Source organism: Citrobacter sp. Cpo030, assembly GCF_030333005.1.
GTDB classification, from domain to species: domain Bacteria; phylum Pseudomonadota; class Gammaproteobacteria; order Enterobacterales; family Enterobacteriaceae; genus Citrobacter; species Citrobacter portucalensis.
Genome location: NZ_JAOWGT010000043.1, coordinates 16,517 through 36,173, shown reverse-complemented (window position 1 = coordinate 36,173; position 19,657 = coordinate 16,517). Strand labels below are relative to the sequence as shown.

The window sequence follows — 19,657 nt, the reverse complement described above, 5'->3', positions numbered from 1 at the left end:
ACCCAAAGTTTATACTTTGGGCAAGAAACTTGACGAGCTTTGCAGATAGTCAAAGAACCATCTGATGATGAAACTGAACTGCGGGATCAGCTGTGACTTACCCCAGTCTTCACTTTTCGACAGACCGGTAAAGGTATCGAGAAAGAACAGTATGGCGGCGACGATCAACGCTCCACGCAAAGCACCGAAGCAAATCCCCAACACTCTGTCGGTACCCGACAGTCCTGTTTTCTCTACCAGTTGGCCTATCACAAAGTTAACGATAGCGCCGACGATAAGTGTCGCGATGAACAGTATCGCGATAGCAATCCCATTTCGAACCAGTTCGTCTTCAAAGCCCGTAAACCAGACAGACAGGTAAGTGTAGTAATGGCTGGCGACAAAGAAAGCACAACCCCAAGTCACCAACGATAATGCTTCACGAACAAAGCCACGGATCAGGCTAACCAGACAGGAAAAACCAATCACCGCGATAATGGCGTAATCAATCCAGACCATATGTGTCCCACGATTTTACGCCCTGTCGTCCTGTTCGGGGCGCATTCTAACAGAAAAAGAAAACGTTTGCGTAGGGATTTCCTTTCCACGCGTAAATAAAAATGGCGCTGAAAAAATCTTCAACGCCATACGATTTTATGCCTCTTCGGGCACTGCCGGATGGCGGTGTAAACACCTTGTCCGGCCTACATCAGAGCAACGTAACGCAATCCCTTAGTTAGGGGTATACCCCATCACCACCCCGCTCAAACCAGAGATCTTCTGCAGCTCGCCCAGCGAGTTCTTCAGCTTATCTTTGGAGGCGTCAGGCCCTACGAGAATGCGGGTTATTTTACCCTGCACCGGCGTTGACGGGGAAGTATATACCCGGAAGCCCGCGCCACGAAGTTTACCCACGATCTCATTGACCTTATCCGCGTTTTTCAATGCACCGAGTTGTACAACGTACGCTTTGCCGGTTGGCGCTGGCGCTTCCTCAGCGGCCGGTTTCGGCGCTGGAGTCGGTGCCGGCGTTGGCGTCGGGGCGACGGCAACAGGCTGCGGCTTCGGTTTAGGTTTCGGTGGTTCCACAGGCGCAGGAACAGGATCTAACTCCGCGCTGTTTGCCGTCGTCAAACGTGATGGATCCAACGATGGCGCGGCAGCATCACCCGCACGCACCTCTTCTGCCGCCCCTTCCGGCGGCTGAGTCGGCAGCGCCTGCGTTGCTGCAGGCATCATGTCTGGTTCATCGCGATCGCCGGGTTTAGGCACCAGTGGGATCGCTGCAAATTCATCCTGATAATGCTTTTTCTGGCCGTCAAGCAGCCCGGGAAGCACAATTACCCCGAGCGCGACCAGCACAATTGTGCCGACTAATCGATTCTGAAACTTACTCGCCACCGCTTCTCCCCACGTCTATTACTTCCATGACATGTGCGACAGTGTGAAACGATCCACACACCAACACGGTATCTTCTGGCTTCGCCTCAGCCAGTGCCGCAGTCCATGCCTGCGCCACGCTGTCATAGGCGTTGCCTTTGCCCAGGTGCTCCAGCAGCTGTTCTGCCGTTGCACCACGCGGCCCTTCCAGGGGCGCACAGTACCAGTCGTCAACCACGCTTTTCAGCCAGGCCAACGTACCGGCAATATCTTTATCATGTAGCATACCGATAACCGCAAGTACACGCCCGCTTTTCACTAACTTTTTCAGACGTCCGGTCAGATACTCCGCCGCATGCGGGTTATGGGCAACATCAAAAATCACTCGCGGCGACTCGCTCACAATCTGGAAGCGTCCCGGTAAAATCGCTTGTTCGATACCGTCACGAATGGCCTGCTCGCTGACGTTAAGGCCGCTTGCGCGCAGTGCGGCCAGCGCGGTTGCTGCGTTAGGTTGTGGCACCTGCGGCAACGGCAGGTGCGTCAACGTTCCATGAGCGTCCGTAAACGACCAGTCATTCTCCGTGACCGTATAGCGCCAGTCCACACCGCAGCGCTGCAAAATCGCCCCGCTCTCTTGCGCGACATCGGCGATGGTGTAAGGCATTTCCGGTTCGCCGACGATGGCCGGTTTCTCTGCGCGGAAAATTCCCGCCTTCTCACGACCAATACTTTCGCGATCCGGGCCCAGCCAGTCAGTATGGTCAAGCGCAATACTGGTGACTACTGCGACATCGGCATCGACGATATTGGTGGCGTCAAGGCGGCCGCCTAACCCCACTTCCAGAATAACGACATCCAGCTGGGCCTGTTTAAACAGCCAGAGTGCCGATAACGTACCGTATTCAAAGTAGGTCAGGGAAATGTCACCCCGTGCGTCTTCAATCTCAGCAAACGAGGCGGTATGGGCTGATTCCGGCAGTTCACGCCCCTGCACGCGTACGCGTTCCGTGTAGCGCACCAGATGAGGCGAACTGTACACCCCAACTTTATAGCCTGCCGCAGTCAGCACAGATTCCAGCGTACGACAGGTTGTGCCTTTCCCATTGGTTCCTGCCACCGTAAAAACAAATGGCGCAGGTTTCAACACACCCAGTTTACGCGCCACCTGACTGACGCGTTCAAGGCCCAGATCGATGGTTTTACTGTGCAGGTTTTCCAGATAAGAAAGCCACGACGCCAGGGGCGACGCGGCTTGAGGGATACGTTTATTGTCCATGATGCCTGTAGATTCTTTACGTTGAGAAAAGCAAAAGGGCAGCGCCAACCGGCCTGCCCTTTTTTACACGTTGTTTTCCACGTTGCAGATGCGTTGGCTGTACTCGCTCTCCCGAATCACTTACCGGTGTAAGCTCATCGGGATCAACGCTCTTCTCGCCTGCCTGCAACCCGAAACCCATAGCGTAAACTATCAGGCCTCTGGTTCCTGATCGGGAACCGGAGGTACCACTTCGCCTTCACGCGGCTCATCCGGATTCGGCGCAGGAAGATTCATCAGCTTCGCCAGGATGCTTGCCAGTTTCAGACGCATTTCCGGACGGCGAACGATCATATCGATAGCGCCTTTTTCAATCAGGAACTCGCTGCGCTGGAATCCCGGCGGCAGTTTCTCACGTACGGTTTGCTCGATAACACGCGGACCAGCGAAGCCGATCAATGCTTTCGGTTCTGCAATGTTGAGATCGCCCAGCATCGCGAAGCTTGCGGAAACACCACCCATTGTTGGGTCGGTCAGTACAGAAATATACGGTAAACCGCGTTCCTGCATTTTCGCCAGCGCAGCAGAGGTTTTCGCCATCTGCATCAAAGACATCAACGCTTCCTGCATACGCGCCCCGCCAGAAGCAGAGAAACAGATCAGCGGACAGTTGTCTTCCAGCGCCTGCTCAACGGCACGGACAAAACGCGCGCCGACCACAGAGCCCATGGAGCCGCCCATAAACGCGAACTCGAATGCCGCAGCAACGACCGGCATACCGTGAAGTGTGCCTTTCATCACCACCAGCGCATCTTTCTCGCCAGTTTCTTTCTGCGCAGAAGCCAGTCTGTCTTTGTATTTTTTGGAGTCACGAAACTTCAGCACGTCTTTCGGCTCAAGCTCGCTACCCAGTTCCACAAGAGAACCTTCATCTAACAGGCTATGCAGGCGATTGCGCGCCGACATGCGCATATGATGGTCACACTTCGGACAGACCTCAAGATTACGTTCCAGCTCAGCACGGTATAAAACCTGACCGCAGCTATCACACTTGGTCCACACCCCTTCAGGAATGCTTGCCTTGCGGGTGGGAGTAATGTTGCTTTTAATTCGTTCAATCCAGCTCATTGGTGACCTTTCTGCCTGAACCCTAGTCAGCTTTGTTATAAGGGGCGCATAATGCCATTTTTGCCCCTAACAGACCATGAATGTTGCACATTAAAACATAACAGCCCGAAACTTTGGATAAAAAAGTGGTCGAACCGCTGAGTTACTTTCTATTTTGCAGCCCGTGACGCAGCACGCTTATGGCGAATTACTTCAATCACCCCCGGCAATACGGAAAGGACGATAATCGCCACAATCAATAATTTCAGGTTTTCCTGGACGATCGGCAGATCGCCGAACAGGTAGCCTGCGTAGGTGAACAACAATACCCACAGCAGTGCACCGACGACGTTATACATCGCAAAGTGACGGTAGGACATATGTCCCATACCGGCAACAAACGGCGCAAATGTACGCACGATAGGCACGAAACGCGCCAGGATAATCGTCTTACCGCCATGACGCTCGTAGAACGCATGGGTTTTATCCAGGTAGCTGCGGCGGAAAATTTTGGAGTTCGGGTTACTGAAAAGTTTTTCCCCGAACAATCGGCCAATCGTGTAGTTCACCGCATCGCCCACAATCGCCGCCACAATCATCAGTGCCACCATCAGATGAACATTGAGATCGTTGGTTGGCAGCGCAGAAAGCGCCCCCGCAACAAACAGCAGCGAGTCCCCAGGCAGGAAGGGTGTCACCACCAGCCCGGTTTCACAGAACAGGATCAGAAACAGAATGGCATATACCCAGATACCGTATTCCGCAACCAGCTCCGCCAGGTGCACATCAATGTGCAGGATAAAATCGATAAGAAAGTAAATCAGGTCCATAGTTTTGCCTTTATACGACTCAAATTAGTCCGCCAGAAATAGCGGGCCCATAGGCGGTTTTGGCAGGTCGAACCGGTCTGGGTAATCTACCGCAACCAGATACAGTCCTTCCGCTTTCGCCGTTGCCGCTGCCAGCGTTCTGTCCTTTGCCGCTAACAGTTCTGCTATCCAGCTCTCCGGCTGGTTGTTGGCGCCAACTTCCATCAGGCTACCGACAATATTCCTGACCATATGATGTACAAAGGCATTCGCTTTAATATCCACCACCACATATGCACCGAAACGTTCGACGTTAATGTGCATCACGTTTCGCCACGGCGTGCGCGACTGACACTGCACCGCTCGAAACGAGGTAAAATCATTTTCGCCAATCAGACACTGGGCCGCACGATGCATTCGCTCAGCGTCCAGCGGTTCATAGTAATGGGTTACCCCTTTACCCAAAACCGCAGGGCGCAACCGATGATTGTAGATGATGTAGCGATAACGGCGAGCCGTGGCGCTAAATCGAGCATGAAAATCATCGGGTACAGCTTTAACCCAGCGCACGGCGATGTCACCAGGTAAATTCGCATTTACCCCCAGTGTCCAGGCCGCATCTTTACGCTGGGCAGTGGTTTCAAAATGCACGACCTGCCCAGTGCCATGAACGCCCGCATCCGTGCGTCCTGCACAAAAAACATTGATGCGCTCATTCGCCACCTGAGAGAGCGCTTTTTCCAGTTTTTCCTGAACGCTACGCACTTCGTTCTGGCGCTGCCAGCCATAATATTTGCTGCCGTCATACTCAATGCCCAGCGCAATTTTATGGGTTGACGGCTGTTGCTGGTCAGACATTAGTACAGGTACTCCTGCACCAGTTTTTCCGCAATTTTCACCGCCATTAACGCGCCGCCAAAGCGAACGTTGTCCGCCACAGACCAGAACTGAACTTGCTCTGGCATACCGTAATCATTATGCACGCAGCCAATAGAAAGGTGCGGCGTGCCCGATGCATCGCCAACCTGGGTCGGGAAATCGGTCTCTTCCGACAACACCACGTCTTCACCGCGTGAAAACGCATCGCGCGCTTCTTCCGCCGCCAACGGACGCAGGGCCTCAAAATTCACCATCTGCGCGTGGCCATAAAATACCGGGGACTGCACGATGCTGGCAGAGATGAGCAGGCCGTCATCCTGCATAATTTTGCGCACTTCATCAACGATACGACGTTCTTCACGCACGCTACCTTCACGATCGGGCAGCATCGGCAGCATGTTGAATGCCAACTGACGGCCAAAGAAATCATCTTCGTCAATCGGGATGCCATTAAGCAGTTTCGCACTCTGTCCTGCCAGCGCATCCACCGCTTTTTTGCCATGAGCGGAAGCTGAGATAATATTGGTCACCGTAATACGCGAAAGCCCACCGTCATCAATCAACGGTTTCAGCGCAGACAGCAGTTGGCTGGTCAGGCTGTTAGGCACCGCAATCACATTGCGGTTACGGTAATCCGCCAGCACGAACGGGTTAACGTCCGGAACCACCAGCGGAACGTCTGGCTCAAGCGCGAACAGACCGCTGCTGTCGATCACCAGGCAACCTGCATTAGTGGCTTCGTCTACCCAGGCGGCGGTGGCTTCAGCGCCCGCAACAAAAAATGCCAACTGTGCCTGCGTCCAGTCAAAGTCTGCAACGTCCTGCACTATGACCGATTTACCGTTAAAACGCAGATGTTCACCGGCGCTTTCATTACGCGCCAGCGCATAAATTTCACCGACCGGGAACTGGCGTTCAGCCAGCGTATCGAGCAGGGCTTCGCCTACGGCGCCCGTTGCGCCCAGAATGGCAATATTCCAGCCTTCAGACATGGTGATTTACTCCAAGAAATACGTAAGCGTCCCTGTCGCATTATTCGACAGGGAGCATTAAGAAGACATTAATGTGCCGGATGATGAACAGCGTTAAAACCCAGCTTACACAATAAGGCAGCAGCCGTTGCGTCGTCACACATCACATATAAAGACGACCATTCACGACGCTCAAGGTAATTTTTACGCAGTTTATCAAACTCACCCGGAATTCCAGCGACTTTACGCAACGGCGCATCATCGCGGCGCACATCATACACTAAATGCACGAGCCTTTTCAGCGTTGGCTGATCTAACGGGCCATGCAGGGTAATACGACCAAATTCCGGTGCGGGTAACAGGGTACTGAGCGCAACGTGCTGCTCGTGACCAATAAACTTACTATAGGCCTCAAAGACCTGCGTGGTACCACGCGCTTTTCCTTCGAGGGTATACCCGGCAATGTGCGCCGTACCGATATCAGCTTTCTCCAGCAACGCCACATTGAGATCCGGCTCTCCTTCCCAGACATCCAGCACAACGCTCAGCGACTGACCGGCATTCAATCGGTTCAGCAATGCCGTATTGTCGATGACCGGCCCACGGCAGGCGTTGATCAGAATAGTGCCCGGTTTCAGCCGGCTAATCAGCGCGTCATCCGCCATGTGCAACGTTTTGTACGGCCCGTCTTTAAACAGCGGCGTATGGAAAGTCAGCACATCGGCTTGCTCTACCAGTTCATCCAGCGAGCAGAAATTGCCTTCATCACCGCGATCGGCTCGCGGTGGATCGCACAGCAGCGTGCGGATCCCCAGCGCTTCCAGACGCGCCTGCAAACGCCCGCCCACGTTGCCTACACCCACAATGCCCACGGTGCGATCGCGTAACGCAAACCCGTCGCGCTCCGCCAGCATCAGCAACGCTGAAAAAACATATTCTACGACCGCTATCGCGTTACAGCCGGGTGCGGCGGAAAAACCGATCCCCGACTGCGCAAGCCAGGCGTCATCCACATGGTCTGTGCCAGCGGTTGCCGTGCCGACAAATTTAACCGATTTTCCGCCAAGCAGTGATTCATTTACTTTCGTCACCGAGCGCACCATTAAAGCATCCGCATCATCCAGTTCAGCAACGGGAATCGGACGGCCGGGAACCGCTTTGACCTCCCCCAAACGACTGAACAGTTCGCGGGCATAGGGCATATTTTCATCAACGAGGATTTTCACGTCTTTCGCACCTGTTTGAGAACGAGAGTTAACCGGGCAAGTGTGCCATAATCTCGCCGCCAGGCATACTGCGAGACCTGGTCAGCACAGATTTAAGGAACAGAGATGATGCAGCCCATTTCAGGTACGCCCGCACGCCCTCCCGGCGAAGGCCAAAATGCCCCTTCCGCTGCGGGTGAACAACCGTTATCCACACAACAACGTACTGTGCTGGAACGGCTAATTACCCGTTTGATTTCACTCACCCAGCAGCAAAGTGCTGAAGTGTGGGCCGGAATGAAGCACGATCTGGGCGTCAAAAGTGATACGCCGCTGCAGTCACGTCACTTTCCAGCCGCTGAGCAAAACCTTAACCAACGGCTGGGGGTTGCTCAGCAAAATCATGTTAATCGTCAGGTGCTTTCGCAGCTCACTGAATTACTGAGCCAGGGAAATAATCGCCAGGCAGTGAGTGATTTTATCCGTCAGCAGTATGGGCAAACGGCGCTCAGCCAGCTCACGCCTGAGCAGTTAAAGAACGTGCTCACGCTACTGCAACAGGGGCAGCTGTCGATACCGCAGCCACAGCAGCGCCCGGCCACCGATCGTCCATTGCTCCCCGCAGAGCACAATACGCTGAACCAGTTAGTTACCAAACTGGCGGCGGCCACGGGAGAATCCGGGAAGATGATCTGGCAGTCGATGCTGGAGTTGTCTGGCGTAAAAAGCGGTGAGCTGATCCCTGCCAAACAGTTTACGCACCTGGTCACCTGGCTGCAGGCGCGCCAGACGCTCAGCTTGCAAAGCGCCCCGACGCTACAAACGCTCCAGGCGGCGCTGAAGCTGCCATTAGAGCCGAATGAGCTGACAGCAATAAAAGAGTACGCACAGCAGACGTATCAGATCCAACCACAATCGATTCTGACCACGGTGCAGGTGCAGGACTTGCTCAATCAAATTTTCCTGCGGCGCGTGGAACGAGAACGCGAGCTCAGCAATCCGCGCCATCTGCAGCCCATTTACAGCCCGTTCGCGCCGATGATTGAAACGGTTAAATCTCTGTCGGCACGACCGGGACTGCTGTTTGTTGCGTTGATAATTGCGTTAACCATTTTCTGGCTGGTCGCCTAACCTTTACGCAGCGTAAGCAACGTTACAATAATCCCCACCACGGCAGATATCGCCCCGGCAAGGAACACTGAGGGATAACCGTACGCGGTGGCCAGCACCCCGGCGACCGGACCGCTTATGCCGTAGGAGATATCCTGAAACGCGGCGTAACCGCCCAGCGCCGTCCCACGAACCTGCGCGGGCACTCGCTTCACTACCTCGACACCCAAGGCCGGGAAGATAAGCGAACACCCGGCCCCGGTTAATGCCGCTCCGAGCAGCGCAATCCAGGCTGATGGGGCCTGCCACAGCAGAATCAGCCCCGCAGTTTCCACCAGCAAAGAGACAACGGCAACCTTCACGCCGCCGAACCGGTCCGGCATCCAGCCAAACAGAATGCGCATCAGCACAAACGCCCCACCAAACGCAGTCAGGGTGAACCCCGCCATCGTCCAGCCGTTGCTGACAAAATAGAGTGAAATAAACGTACCGATCACCGCAAAGCCAACGCCCTGCAGCGCCAGGCCCAGGCCCGGTTTCCAGATAAGCCCTACCACGCTCCATAACGAAGGACGTTCTCCTGCATGCGCAGGCACTTTGCGTACAGTGCCGTTGAATGCCCATGCCAGCAGCGGTAATACCATCGTCGTCCCGGCCAGCGCTGCAAAGCCAAAGTGGCTGTGGATCAACAGGCCCAACGGTGCACCGGCGGCCAGCGCGCCGTAAATCGCCATTCCGTTCCACGACATCACCTTACCGGAGCGTGTTGGGCCGACCAACCCCAACCCCCAGGTCAACGTTCCAGTGAGCAGTTGGCTTTCGCCAAAACCGAGGATCAAACGCCCGACGATTAACAACGCAAATTTTACAGGGACAGAAACTGGCAATAGCGCGGCTAAAAGCCACGCCGCGCCCGCCAGCCCACAGGCAAACATCCCCTGTAGCGCCGAGCGTTTAGCACCATATTGATCGGCTAAGCGCCCGGCGTAGCCGCGCGTTAATACCGTTGCCAGAAACTGTACGCCTACGGCGATACCGACCATGGTATTGCCATAGCCCAGTTCCTGATGCACAAACAGAGGAATCACGGGCAAAGGTAGGCCGACCGTCATATAGGTCAGGAAAACCGCAAAAGCGATACGAAACAGCGAAAAGTTCGCCGAAGGTGTTTTTTCTTGTTGGGTTACAGCTGTCATGCGTTACTCCAAAATGCAGAGTAAGGCGAGGAATGTCCACGCCCCCTCTACCTGACTATCAGGATTAAGGTGCGTTGGATAACGTTAAACGCTTACGCATTATCAAGAGGATAATGTTGAAGCTGGAGTCTGCCTGTAAACCCGATCGATTGTCAACGATATAAAAAAGGGAGCCTGACGGCTCCCTTTACTGTACAGCATGAGCCGGATATAAGATCCGGCACACTGTCTTATGCTTTCAGCTTACGCATAACCAGCGTTGCGTTGGTGCCGCCAAAGCCGAAGCTGTTGGACATTACAGTAGTCAGCGCCTGCTCGGTCGGTTTGGTCACGATGTTCAGACCTGCCGCCTGCTCATCCAGCTCTTCAATGTTGATGCTCGGCGCGATAAAGCCGTGTTCCAGCATCAGCAGAGAGTAGATAGCTTCCTGCACGCCAGCCGCACCCAGAGAGTGACCGGTCATGGCTTTAGTCGCAGAGATGGCCGGGCTGTTATCACCAAACACTTCACGGATTGCACCCAGCTCTTTCACGTCGCCTACCGGAGTAGAGGTACCGTGAGAGTTCAGGTAGTCGATCGGGGTGTCTACGCCGTGCATCGCCATCTGCATGCAACGTACTGCGCCTTCGCCAGACGGAGCAACCATGTCTGCGCCATCGGACGTTGCGCCGTAACCGACGATTTCCGCGTAGATATGCGCGCCACGTGCCAGCGCATGCTCCAGCTCTTCGACCACGACCATACCGCCACCACCAGCGATAACGAAACCGTCACGGTGTGCGTCATAGGTACGGGAAGCTTTGGATGGATCGTCGTTGTATTTAGTAGACAGCGCGCCCATTGCGTCGAATTCACACGCCATTTCCCAGCACAGCTCTTCGCCGCCGCCAGCAAAAACGATATCCTGTTTGCCCAGCTGAATTTGTTCTACCGCGTTACCGATACAGTGCGCAGATGTCGCACAGGCAGAGCTGATGGAGTAGTTTACGCCGTGGATTTTGAACGGCGTTGCGAGGCAGGCAGAAACGCCGGACGCCATCGCTTTGGTGACCACATACGGGCCAACCGCTTTCAGACCACGCGGGCTACGCATTGCGTCAGCACCGAACACCTGAAAACGCGGGGAGCCGCCGCCGGAACCTGCAATCAGGCCAACGCGCGGGTTGTTCTGGTAATCTTCTGCTGCAAGGCCGGCATCAGCCACTGCCTGTTCCATAGAAAGGAATGCATAGATGGATGCGTCGCTCATAAAGCGCACTACTTTGCGGTCAATGAGGCCAGTGGTATCCAGTTTTACGTTGCCCCAAACGTGGCTACGCATGCCGGAGTCCTTCAGCTCCTGAGAGAAAGTGATCCCTGAACGTCCTTCACGCAGAGATGCCAGGACTTCCTGCTGGTTATTACCGATGCTGGAAACGATGCCCAAGCCAGTAATCACTGCACGTTTCATTCAATACCTCTGTAAGTCGCACTATTTTAAAGTTTCGAGTGGCACAATAGCGTACACTTGTACGCCGAACAAGTCCGATCAGCCATTTAGTGTGGAAATTTGCGCAGCCAGGCACTCATCGCTAAGATCGGGGCACAGCCTGCCAGACGAGTAACTTACGTGAAACAATACGCTATACAACCTGCAAACCTTGAATTCAACGCTGAGGGTACACCTGTTTCCCGAGATTTTGACGATGTCTATTTTTCCAATGATAACGGGATGGAAGAGACACGTTACGTCTTTCTCGGTGGGAATCATCTCGCCCAGCGATTCCCTGTGCATTCACGTCCCCTCTTCGTGGTGGCAGAAAGCGGGTTTGGCACCGGACTTAACTTCCTGACACTCTGGCAGGCATTTACCGATTTTCGCGATACCCATCCCGAAGCTACCCTGGAAAGATTACATTTCATCAGCTTTGAAAAATATCCACTGACGCGCGAAGATTTAACCTTAGCCCATCAGCACTGGCAAGAACTTGCCCCGTGGGCCACGGCGCTGCAAGAGCAATGGCCGCTGCCGCTGGCGGGATGCCATCGCCTGCTCCTTGATGAAGGACGTATCACGCTGGATCTGTGGTTTGGCGATATTAACGAACTGACCAGTAAGCTCGATGACTCCCTGAATCAAAAAGTGGATGCCTGGTTTCTGGACGGTTTCGCGCCTGCAAAAAATCCGGATATGTGGACGCCAACGCTGTTTAACGCAATGGCCCGTCTGGCTCGTCCCGGCGGTACGCTGGCAACCTTCACCTCAGCGGGCTTTGTGCGTCGGGGATTGCAGGAAGCCGGATTTACGATGCAAAAATGCAAAGGCTTTGGTCGCAAACGCGAAATGCTCTGTGGCGTAATGGAACAGACGCTGACGCTCCCCTCCTCGGCGCCGTGGTTTGCACGTACCGGAACAGATAAACGCGAAGCCGCCATTATTGGCGGGGGGATTGCCAGCGCATTGCTGTCGTTGGCGTTACTGCGTCGCGGTTGGCAGGTCACTCTCTATTGCGCCGACGATAACCCAGCCGGGGGTGCATCCGGCAATCGCCAGGGCGCGCTTTATCCGCTACTCAGCAAGCATGACGCGGCCATTAATCTCTTTTTCCCCACCGCGTTTACCTTCGCTCGTCGACTGTATGACGCCCTCCCCGTTGAGTTCGCGCATGACTGGTGCGGTGTGACACAACTGGCGTGGGATGAAAAAAGCCAGCAAAAAATCGACCAAATGCTGTCCCTTGAATTGCCTGATGCGCTCGCCATCAGCGTTAACGCAGAGCAGGTTTTACAAACGACCGGCGTAGAAACCGGATGCGGCGGCATTCAGTACCCTGCCGGAGGATGGCTGTGTCCGGCACAGTTAACCGCCGCCGTATTCGACTACGCCGCAACGCTGGGATTACGCACCCGGTATCAACATACGCTGGCCTCGCTGTCTCGGCAGACAGAACACTGGCAATTGACGTTTGCCAGTGGCGACACCGCCACTCACGCTGCTGTAGTTATGGCTAACGGGCATCGCATTAACGGCGTTGAGCAAACGCAGTCGCTTCCGGTGTACTCCGTAGGCGGTCAGGTGAGTCACATTCCTACCACGCCTTCGCTTTCAGCGCTGCGTCAGGTGCTGTGCTATGACGGCTACCTCACGCCACACAACCCGCAAAACCAGCAGCACTGCATTGGCGCCAGCTATCATCGCGGAAGTGAAGAAACGCTGTATCGCGCGGACGATCAGCAGCAAAACCGTCAGCGCTTAATAGATTGTTTCCCGAATGCCGCGTGGGCAAAAGAAGTAGACGTTAGTGGCAATGACGCCCGTTGTGGAGTGCGCTGCGCCACGCGCGATCACATGCCGATGGTCGGCAACGTCGCGGATTATGACGCCACGCTCAGCCAGTATGCCACTCTTGCCGAAGACAAAGTGCACGCCGTAAACGCCCCGGTGTATTCCGATTTATTTATGTTAGGTGCGCTGGGCTCGCGCGGGCTGTGTACTGCCCCGCTGTGTGCAGAAATTCTTGCATCGCAAATGAGCAATGAACCCATACCAATGGATGCCAACACGCTGGCAGTGCTGAATCCGAATCGTCTGTGGGTAAGGAAGTTATTGAAGGGTAAAGCGGTGAAATAAGATACCATCTCGCCATTGCCTGATGGCGCTACGCTTATCCGGCCTACAACTCCCGTCCGCGTAGGCCGGATAAGACGCCTTCGCGTCGCCATCCGGCACAATCCACTGCAATTATTATTGCGTTGCCTTCTGGAACAGTGTGTCCCACATCTCTTTCACTAACGCCTGGTCACGCGGCGAGAGTTCGCCTGCGCTGATGGCTTTTTCCAGGCTGCTGGTCACATTGGCGTACAATGCCTCAGCGGAATGGTCCTCGCCAGCATCCAGCTCAGCCACAGCCAGCGTCAGGTGCCCACGCAAATAGCCACTGGCAAACAACTCATCATCGCTGGCGTGCTCTACCATATCGTCGATTAATGCCAGAATGCGTGATTCAAACTCCGCGATCATCTTATTTCCTCATTGTAAACGTGGCAGCGGCTTCAGTTGAGCGCTTCGGGCCACGGGAATTGTTCCGCCGTAAGTTCAGGCGTGTGATAATAATTCTGTAACGCGTTAATGAAACGCGCCGGACGTTCAGGGATCCCTTTTTCCAGGTACTCCATCACCTGAGCATGAACACGGCGCTGGAATACCACGCGATCCGGTTCAAAGTCCCCCTCCAGATTGTCGCAACTGACGTTAAACGGGTAGCCCGCCGCCATGCAAAACAACCAGTCAAACGCCTGCGGCTTCACTTCCACATCTTCAAACTGGCATTGTGTCTTCGCGTCGCGTCCGTCCGGGCAGTACCAGTAACCGAAATCGACCAGTTCACGACGGGCTTTACCGGCGATGCACCAGTGTGAAATTTCGTGTAACGCACTGGCGTAATAACCATGCGCAAAAACGATACGGTGATACGGTAATTCCGCATCCGCTGGAAGATAGATCGGTTCGTCGTCGCCTTTAATCAGACGGGTATTAAATTCATCGGCAAAGCAGCCGTTAAAAATCTCAATTAACTGTTCGTAGTGATGCGTATTATTCATTAGTTCATCCCCAGCCAGTGGAGAATCTCCTGTCCATGATTATCATAAAGTAGCTTGGCGCTCATCACGGCGGAGACAATAACGATCATTGGCCGAATGAGTTTTTGTCCTTTGCTGAGTACCAGTCGAGAGCCCATCCGTGCGCCAATAAACTGGCCAATGAGCATCACAAAACCTGTCGCCCAAATCACTTTGCCGCCGAGAGCAAACAGCAACAAACCGCCGATATTCGAGGTGGCATTTAATACTTTGGCGTGGGCCGTCGATTTCGCCAGGTTGTATCCGCACAGCATGACAAAAGCCAGCGCGTAGAACGACCCCGCCGCCGGACCAAAAAAACCATCGTAAAAGCCGACGCATCCCCCGGCCACCAGCGCGAAAGGCAAACCGTGCAGTCGGCGCTGTCGGTCCTCTTCCCCGATTTTAGGCATCAACAGAAAGTAAAGGCCAATACAGATAACCAATACTGGCAGGATCTGGCGCAGAACATCTGACTGCACGTGTTGAACCAACAGCGCGCCGCTCATTGAGCCGATAAAGGTCATGAAGATATTGAGCTTCTGATCCGCCAGATTAACCACACCCCGACGAATAAAATAGAGGGAGGAAGAGATAGATCCCCCGCAGGCTTGCAGCTTATTGGTCGCCAGCGCTTGCGCAGGTGGCATCCCGGCCGCCATCAATGCCGGGATGGTGAGTAGACCACCGCCTCCGGCCAGAGAATCAATAAAACCTGCCAGCATCGCCACAAAAAAAAGCACACCTAACAGCAGTGGCGACACCATAAACAGAGATGCAAAATGATCCATTAGAGTACATGCTCGTCCAGTAGCGCCTGGCAGGAAGGCGGCAACGGCGGCGGTGTCTTCTTCTCAGGCTTGGTGGTTCCAGGTTTTGGAGGTTCGAACCAGCTTTGCAGCTCTGCGCCACAGCCGTCACCCGGTGGCGGTAACGGTTGATCTTCACACTCAAGGCTGTCGGCAGGGCAACGTAACCGCACGTGCATATGCGCACGATGCTGGAACCACGGCCGCACTTTACGCAACCAGTCCCTGTCGGTCCCTGCATCCAGACAAAGTTGTTGCTTAATCGCCGGATTCACGAAAATACGCGTTACTTCATTATCTTTTGCAGCCAGCCTGATCAGGCTGAAAATCTCCGGTTTCCACAGTGACGGCACAACACGTTTGCCATCCTGTGAGACCAGATCTAACGCCTGCGGCCGCAGCAGTTGCGACTGGGTCCAGCGCGTTTTCGGCAGTTGCAGGAAAATATCCACATCCAGTCCCGTCTGGTGGCTGGCGTGACCGCCATTGAATCGCCCACCGGCCGGCATACCCATATCGCCGATTAACACCGTGCCCAGCCCCTGACTATTGGCCTGATTACTCAGACGCTGGATAAACCTCACCAGATCCGGATGGCCAAAGTAACGACGCTGATCGGTGCGCATCACCTGATAGTGTTTTGACTGGACAGGCAGAGTATCTGCGCCAACAATACAGCCATTGGAAAACGCGCCGATAGACTGCGCGCTGCCCGCAACCGGATGGGTAATTTTCTGCCAGGGCGTCGCCGCCAGACAGGCGGTACTGGCAAACAGAGCCAGCGCCGCAAGTGCCGTTTTTTTCATCTCTTACCAGCGTGGAATATCGGTCTTCACGTCCGCATTTTGCGCCCGCTGACGCAGCAGGTGATCCATCAATACGATCGCCAGCATCGCCTCGGCGATCGGTACGGCGCGGATCCCTACGCACGGATCGTGGCGACCTTTAGTGATCATTTCGACTTCTTCTCCAAAGCGGTTAATAGTGCGCCCAGGAACGGTAATACTGGACGTCGGTTTCAGCGCCATATGAGCAATGATTTGTTGCCCGCTGCTGATCCCGCCCAGAATGCCGCCCGCATGGTTACTCTGGAAACCTTCTTTGGTGATTTCGTCACGGTTCTGACTGCCGCGCAGCGCAACAACGTCAAATCCATCGCCAATCTCAACGCCCTTAACGGCGTTAATGCTCATCAGCGCATGGGCGATGTCGGCATCCAGGCGGTCGAATACAGGTTCGCCGAGACCCGCAGGTACACCGCGTGCAACAACGGTCACCTTAGCTCCGATGGAGTCACCTTCTTTCTTCAGCCCGCGCATCAGTTCGTCCAGCGCTTCAAGTTTATCCGGGTCCGGGCAAAAGAATGGGTTAAGTTCCACCTGGGACCAGTCTTTAATCTCCAGCGGAATATCACCCATCTGCGTCAGGCAGCCGCGGATCTCAACGCCGAATTTTTCCGCCAGATATTTTTTGGCAATCGCTCCGGCCGCCACACGCATCGCTGTTTCACGTGCGGATGAACGTCCGCCGCCACGGTAGTCGCGCAGGCCATATTTTTGCTCATAGGTATAGTCGGCGTGTCCCGGACGAAAAACGTCCTTAATCGCGCCGTAATCCTGTGAACGCTGATCGGTATTTTCGATCAGCAGGCCAATGCTGGTGCCAGTGGTAACGCCCTCGAACACCCCGGAGAGGATTTTCACCTGATCCGGCTCACGACGCTGCGTAGTGTAGCGCGATGTGCCCGGACGGCGTCTGTCGAGATCGTGCTGCAGGTCAGCTTCTGTCAGAGAAATGCCCGGCGGAACACCATCGACAATACAACCGAGCGCCAGCCCGTGTGATTCGCCGAAAGTGGTTACGCGAAAGAGTTGCCCAATTGTGTTTCCTGCCATCACGGCTCCGTTATGAGTGTTGTGTATGTGCGCGTGTAATTAGTCTTTATAAATGCTGAAGTGCTCGCGAGCAGCAACTAACTGCTCTTTGGTCAGCATGAATACGCCGTCACCGCCGTTGTCGAACTCCAGCCAGGTGAACGGTACATCCGGATATTGCTCTATCAGATGTACCATGCTGTTTCCGACTTCACAAATCAGAATACCGTTATCTGACAGGTAGTCTGGGGCGTTCCCCAGAATGCGGCGGGTAAGTTTCAGCCCATCGCTGCCGGACGCCAGACCCAGCTCAGGTTCGTGACGATATTCGTTTGGCAGATCGGACATATCTTCCGCATCGACATACGGCGGGTTGGTCACAATCAAGTCATACTGGACTTTCAGCAGATCGCGGAACAGATCGGAACGGATCGGCGTGACGTGATGGATCAGACCGTGTTCTTCAATATTGTGTTCAGTCACCGCCAGCGCGTCAGTGGAAATATCCACCGCATCGACTTCGGCTTCCGGGAAGGCATAGGCGCAGGCAATGGCAATACAGCCGCTGCCGGTACACATATCGAGGATATGCTGCGGTTGCTCATTAATAAGGCCCGCAAAGCGGTTATTGATAAGCTCGCCAATCGGTGAACGTGGAACCAGCACGCGTTCATCAACATAAAATTCATGCCCGCAGAACCAGGCTTTGTTGGTCAGATAAGCAACCGGAATGCGCTCGTTGACGCGGCGAATCACGCGTTCAACAATACGATGACGCTCGCTGGAGGTCAGACGCGCGGTACGCATATCTTCTGGAATATCCAACGGCAAATAAAGTGACGGCAGCACCAGTTGTACGGCCTCGTCCCATGGGTTATCCGTGCCATGGCCATACCAGATGTTCGCCGCGCTAAAACGGCTGACCGCCCAACGCAACATGTCCTGAATGGTATGCAGTTCACTCACTGCTTCATCGACGAAAATTTTATCCACGTATTCCTCCAGGGCATGCTCGTATTAATTTCGGCGGCTAGTTTGCCACGAAGACGGCGATAAATCAGCATTCACACGGGGCCTGAACGCGAAAATTGCGTTTTAAGCGATCGGATGCCCGCCGAGTCGGGTTAAACTAACGGAAAATAAAAGTTGAGACTCTCGAATGAAAAAGAAAACATCGCTCAGCGAGGAGGATCAGACGCTGTTTCGCCAGCTGATGACCGGCACGCGTAAAATTAAACAGGACACCATTGTTCACCGACCTCCACGTAAAAAAATGGCCGAGGTTCCGGTTAAAAGACTGCTACAGGAGCAGGCTGATGCCAGCCACTATTTCTCGGATGAGTTTCAGCCGCTGCTGAATACGGACGGCCCGGTAAGATACCTGCGTGCCGACGTCAGCCATTTCGAACTGAAGAAAATGCGCCGTGGCGATTATTCTCCGGAGCTGTTTCTCGATCTGCATGGGCTGACCCAGCAGCAGGCCAAACAAGAGTTAGGCGCGCTGATTGCCGCCTGTCGTCGTGAGCATGTGTTTTGCGCCTGCGTGATGCATGGCCACGGAAAACATATTCTGAAACAGCAAACGCCGCTCTGGCTGGCCCAGCATCCGCACGTGATGGCTTTTCATCAGGCACCGAAAGAGTACGGTGGCGACGCCGCGCTGCTGGTATTGATTGAGGTGGAAGAGTGGCTACCGCCCGAACTTCCGTGATGCAGAAAAACAGAAAGAGCCGCGTTTGCGGCTCTTTGCATTTTCGGATGACGGCTGCGCCTTATCCGATACCAACCTTTTTAAATCGCTTTTGCCATTTTCAGGTTACACGGGCTCATCTGCCAGTTAAAAGTCCCCTTCCCGCTCTCATCAAGCGTGACGCTGGCAATCGCTGATGTGGTAAACATCGGCGGTGTTTCACCTGGGCAAAGCTCAGACACCAGATACCCCACTAAAGGCAAGTGAGAGATAACCAGTGCGGTGGCGATACCTTCATTGGCCAGAGCCTGTAAATAGGCACTGACCAGACCGACATCGCCGCAGGGAGTCAGCTCCGGCAAAACATCCACACCGGTTGGCAGGTTCATACACTCCCCCACCACATCCAGCGTTTGTTCGGCTCGTAGGAACGGGCTCACCAGAACACGTTCGATATCCACTTTTTGACCTTTCAGCCAGTTCGCCATCAGGCGAGATTCGTCACAACCACAGGAGGTTAAGGGACGAACCGAATCACTGGCGGCATCGAGGGCCGCGTCGCCGTGACGCATGATAAAAACTTGCATATTGCACCGCTTTTGTTAACCAGAATCACCACTACCTTTATTCACAGCCCCTATTGGCTGTGGTAACGATATGGTGGCCGGCATTGTGCCTTATCCATTCACCGAATGAAACGCTGTTTTTTACCTCAACGGCGTAAGTATAGTCAATCTCTGTTTACATTTTGAGCGCGACCCATACATTCAGTGCGGATTCATCCTACCTT

General features: G+C 54.4%; 20 protein-coding genes. 3 read left to right on the top strand and 17 right to left on the bottom strand.

From position 1 onward, the window contains the following. Positions 1-9 precede the first annotated feature (9 nt). The 8 genes from cvpA to pdxB form a co-directional block, all read right to left on the bottom strand. Positions 10-498: a colicin V production protein gene (gene cvpA / locus OGY37_RS02650; RefSeq protein ID WP_003028129.1), complete on the bottom strand. Its 489-nt coding sequence runs from the start codon at positions 496-498 to the stop codon at positions 10-12. Between the two features lie 213 nt (positions 499-711). Next, entirely contained in the window at positions 712-1,380 is a 669-nt protein-coding gene (dedD, locus tag OGY37_RS02645) for a cell division protein DedD (RefSeq protein ID WP_003834793.1), read from the bottom strand. After that, a complete protein-coding gene (gene folC / locus OGY37_RS02640; RefSeq protein ID WP_198579369.1) occupies positions 1,370-2,638 on the bottom strand; it encodes a bifunctional tetrahydrofolate synthase/dihydrofolate synthase in 1,269 nt (422 codons plus the stop codon). The genes dedD and folC overlap by 11 nt, the downstream gene beginning before the upstream one ends. Positions 2,639-2,830: 192 nt before the next feature. Continuing rightward, positions 2,831-3,745 carry an acetyl-CoA carboxylase, carboxyltransferase subunit beta gene (gene accD, locus OGY37_RS02635; protein WP_003834797.1) on the bottom strand — a complete coding sequence of 305 codons (915 nt, stop codon included), beginning with the start codon at positions 3,743-3,745 and terminating at the stop codon, positions 2,831-2,833. A gap of 149 nt (positions 3,746-3,894) precedes the next feature. Next, positions 3,895-4,554: a DedA family protein gene (locus tag OGY37_RS02630; protein ID WP_003028140.1), complete on the bottom strand. Its 660-nt coding sequence runs from the start codon at positions 4,552-4,554 to the stop codon at positions 3,895-3,897. Positions 4,555-4,578: 24 nt separating this feature from the next. Then, positions 4,579-5,391, bottom strand: coding sequence for a tRNA pseudouridine(38-40) synthase TruA (truA, locus tag OGY37_RS02625; RefSeq protein WP_003028142.1), 813 nt, complete (start codon positions 5,389-5,391; stop codon positions 4,579-4,581). Next, on the bottom strand, positions 5,391-6,404 hold the full coding sequence (locus OGY37_RS02620; RefSeq protein ID WP_148361701.1) for an aspartate-semialdehyde dehydrogenase: 1,014 nt from the start codon (positions 6,402-6,404) through the stop codon (positions 5,391-5,393). Before OGY37_RS02620 ends, truA begins: the two co-directional genes overlap by 1 nt. 68 nt (positions 6,405-6,472) lie before the next feature. Beyond that, a complete protein-coding gene (pdxB, locus tag OGY37_RS02615; RefSeq protein ID WP_275398670.1) occupies positions 6,473-7,609 on the bottom strand; it encodes a 4-phosphoerythronate dehydrogenase PdxB in 1,137 nt (378 codons plus the stop codon). 108 nt (positions 7,610-7,717) lie between these two features. On the opposite strand from pdxB, the gene flk reads away from it, so the two are divergent. Then, on the top strand, positions 7,718-8,719 hold the full coding sequence (gene flk / locus OGY37_RS02610; RefSeq protein ID WP_286620239.1) for a flagella biosynthesis regulator Flk: 1,002 nt from the start codon (positions 7,718-7,720) through the stop codon (positions 8,717-8,719). Here flk and OGY37_RS02605 read toward each other — a convergent pair. Continuing rightward, positions 8,716-9,894: an MFS transporter gene (locus OGY37_RS02605; protein ID WP_003834805.1), complete on the bottom strand. Its 1,179-nt coding sequence runs from the start codon at positions 9,892-9,894 to the stop codon at positions 8,716-8,718. The two genes, flk and OGY37_RS02605, sit on opposite strands and share 4 nt — an antisense overlap. Before the next feature lie 230 nt (positions 9,895-10,124). Further along, positions 10,125-11,345, bottom strand: a complete 1,221-nt coding sequence (gene fabB, locus OGY37_RS02600; RefSeq protein ID WP_046670107.1) for a beta-ketoacyl-ACP synthase I — start codon at positions 11,343-11,345, stop codon at positions 10,125-10,127. Between the two features lie 159 nt (positions 11,346-11,504). Here fabB and mnmC point away from each other — a divergent pair, with 159 nt between their 5' ends. Then, positions 11,505-13,505 carry a bifunctional tRNA (5-methylaminomethyl-2-thiouridine)(34)-methyltransferase MnmC2/FAD-dependent 5-carboxymethylaminomethyl-2-thiouridine(34) oxidoreductase MnmC1 gene (gene mnmC, locus OGY37_RS02595; RefSeq protein WP_286620006.1) on the top strand — a complete coding sequence of 667 codons (2,001 nt, stop codon included), beginning with the start codon at positions 11,505-11,507 and terminating at the stop codon, positions 13,503-13,505. A 114-nt stretch (positions 13,506-13,619) separates the two neighbouring features. Here mnmC and OGY37_RS02590 read toward each other — a convergent pair whose 3' ends face one another. The 6 genes from OGY37_RS02590 to prmB are packed head-to-tail and all read right to left on the bottom strand — an operon-like array spanning position 13,620 to position 18,170. Beyond that, positions 13,620-13,895 (bottom strand): YfcL family protein, encoded by a 276-nt coding sequence (locus OGY37_RS02590; RefSeq protein WP_003028163.1) that lies wholly within the window; start codon positions 13,893-13,895, stop codon positions 13,620-13,622. Between the two features lie 32 nt (positions 13,896-13,927). After that, positions 13,928-14,476: an elongation factor P hydroxylase gene (locus OGY37_RS02585; protein ID WP_003834819.1), complete on the bottom strand. Its 549-nt coding sequence runs from the start codon at positions 14,474-14,476 to the stop codon at positions 13,928-13,930. Beyond that, positions 14,476-15,285 (bottom strand): sulfite exporter TauE/SafE family protein, encoded by an 810-nt coding sequence (locus OGY37_RS02580; RefSeq protein ID WP_003834821.1) that lies wholly within the window; start codon positions 15,283-15,285, stop codon positions 14,476-14,478. Before OGY37_RS02580 ends, OGY37_RS02585 begins: the two co-directional genes overlap by 1 nt. Then, positions 15,285-16,109, bottom strand: a complete 825-nt coding sequence (gene mepA, locus OGY37_RS02575; RefSeq protein WP_063940571.1) for a penicillin-insensitive murein endopeptidase — start codon at positions 16,107-16,109, stop codon at positions 15,285-15,287. Before mepA ends, OGY37_RS02580 begins: the two co-directional genes overlap by 1 nt. Positions 16,110-16,112: 3 nt before the next feature. Continuing rightward, positions 16,113-17,198 (bottom strand): chorismate synthase, encoded by a 1,086-nt coding sequence (gene aroC / locus OGY37_RS02570; protein ID WP_003834825.1) that lies wholly within the window; start codon positions 17,196-17,198, stop codon positions 16,113-16,115. Between the two features lie 39 nt (positions 17,199-17,237). Further along, on the bottom strand, positions 17,238-18,170 hold the full coding sequence (gene prmB / locus OGY37_RS02565; protein ID WP_003028173.1) for a 50S ribosomal protein L3 N(5)-glutamine methyltransferase: 933 nt from the start codon (positions 18,168-18,170) through the stop codon (positions 17,238-17,240). A gap of 166 nt (positions 18,171-18,336) precedes the next feature. Here prmB and smrB point away from each other — a divergent pair, with 166 nt between their 5' ends. Then, positions 18,337-18,888 (top strand): endonuclease SmrB, encoded by a 552-nt coding sequence (smrB, locus tag OGY37_RS02560; RefSeq protein ID WP_103014171.1) that lies wholly within the window; start codon positions 18,337-18,339, stop codon positions 18,886-18,888. Between the two features lie 80 nt (positions 18,889-18,968). Here smrB and sixA read toward each other — a convergent pair whose 3' ends face one another. Then, positions 18,969-19,454 (bottom strand): phosphohistidine phosphatase SixA, encoded by a 486-nt coding sequence (gene sixA / locus OGY37_RS02555; RefSeq protein ID WP_003028179.1) that lies wholly within the window; start codon positions 19,452-19,454, stop codon positions 18,969-18,971. Between the last annotated feature and the right edge of the window lie 203 nt (positions 19,455-19,657).

Bases quoted from the DNA above. Each gene is read 5' to 3' on its own strand.
- cvpA (WP_003028129.1), bottom strand. From the start codon at position 498: ATGGTCTGGATTGATTACGCCATTATCGCGGTGATTGGTTTTTCCTGT.
- folC (WP_198579369.1), bottom strand. From the start codon at position 2,638: ATGGACAATAAACGTATCCCTCAAGCCGCGTCGCCCCTGGCGTCGTGG.
- accD (WP_003834797.1), bottom strand. From the start codon at position 3,745: ATGAGCTGGATTGAACGAATTAAAAGCAACATTACTCCCACCCGCAAG.
- OGY37_RS02630 (WP_003028140.1), bottom strand. From the start codon at position 4,554: ATGGACCTGATTTACTTTCTTATCGATTTTATCCTGCACATTGATGTG.
- truA (WP_003028142.1), bottom strand. From the start codon at position 5,391: ATGTCTGACCAGCAACAGCCGTCAACCCATAAAATTGCGCTGGGCATT.
- OGY37_RS02620 (WP_148361701.1), bottom strand. From the start codon at position 6,404: ATGTCTGAAGGCTGGAATATTGCCATTCTGGGCGCAACGGGCGCCGTA.
- flk (WP_286620239.1), top strand. From the start codon at position 7,718: ATGCAGCCCATTTCAGGTACGCCCGCACGCCCTCCCGGCGAAGGCCAA.
- OGY37_RS02605 (WP_003834805.1), bottom strand. From the start codon at position 9,894: ATGACAGCTGTAACCCAACAAGAAAAAACACCTTCGGCGAACTTTTCG.
- fabB (WP_046670107.1), bottom strand. From the start codon at position 11,345: ATGAAACGTGCAGTGATTACTGGCTTGGGCATCGTTTCCAGCATCGGT.
- OGY37_RS02590 (WP_003028163.1), bottom strand. From the start codon at position 13,895: ATGATCGCGGAGTTTGAATCACGCATTCTGGCATTAATCGACGATATG.
- OGY37_RS02585 (WP_003834819.1), bottom strand. From the start codon at position 14,476: ATGAATAATACGCATCACTACGAACAGTTAATTGAGATTTTTAACGGC.
- OGY37_RS02580 (WP_003834821.1), bottom strand. From the start codon at position 15,285: ATGGATCATTTTGCATCTCTGTTTATGGTGTCGCCACTGCTGTTAGGT.
- mepA (WP_063940571.1), bottom strand. From the start codon at position 16,109: ATGAAAAAAACGGCACTTGCGGCGCTGGCTCTGTTTGCCAGTACCGCC.
- aroC (WP_003834825.1), bottom strand. From the start codon at position 17,198: ATGGCAGGAAACACAATTGGGCAACTCTTTCGCGTAACCACTTTCGGC.
- smrB (WP_103014171.1), top strand. From the start codon at position 18,337: ATGAAAAAGAAAACATCGCTCAGCGAGGAGGATCAGACGCTGTTTCGC.
- sixA (WP_003028179.1), bottom strand. From the start codon at position 19,454: ATGCAAGTTTTTATCATGCGTCACGGCGACGCGGCCCTCGATGCCGCC.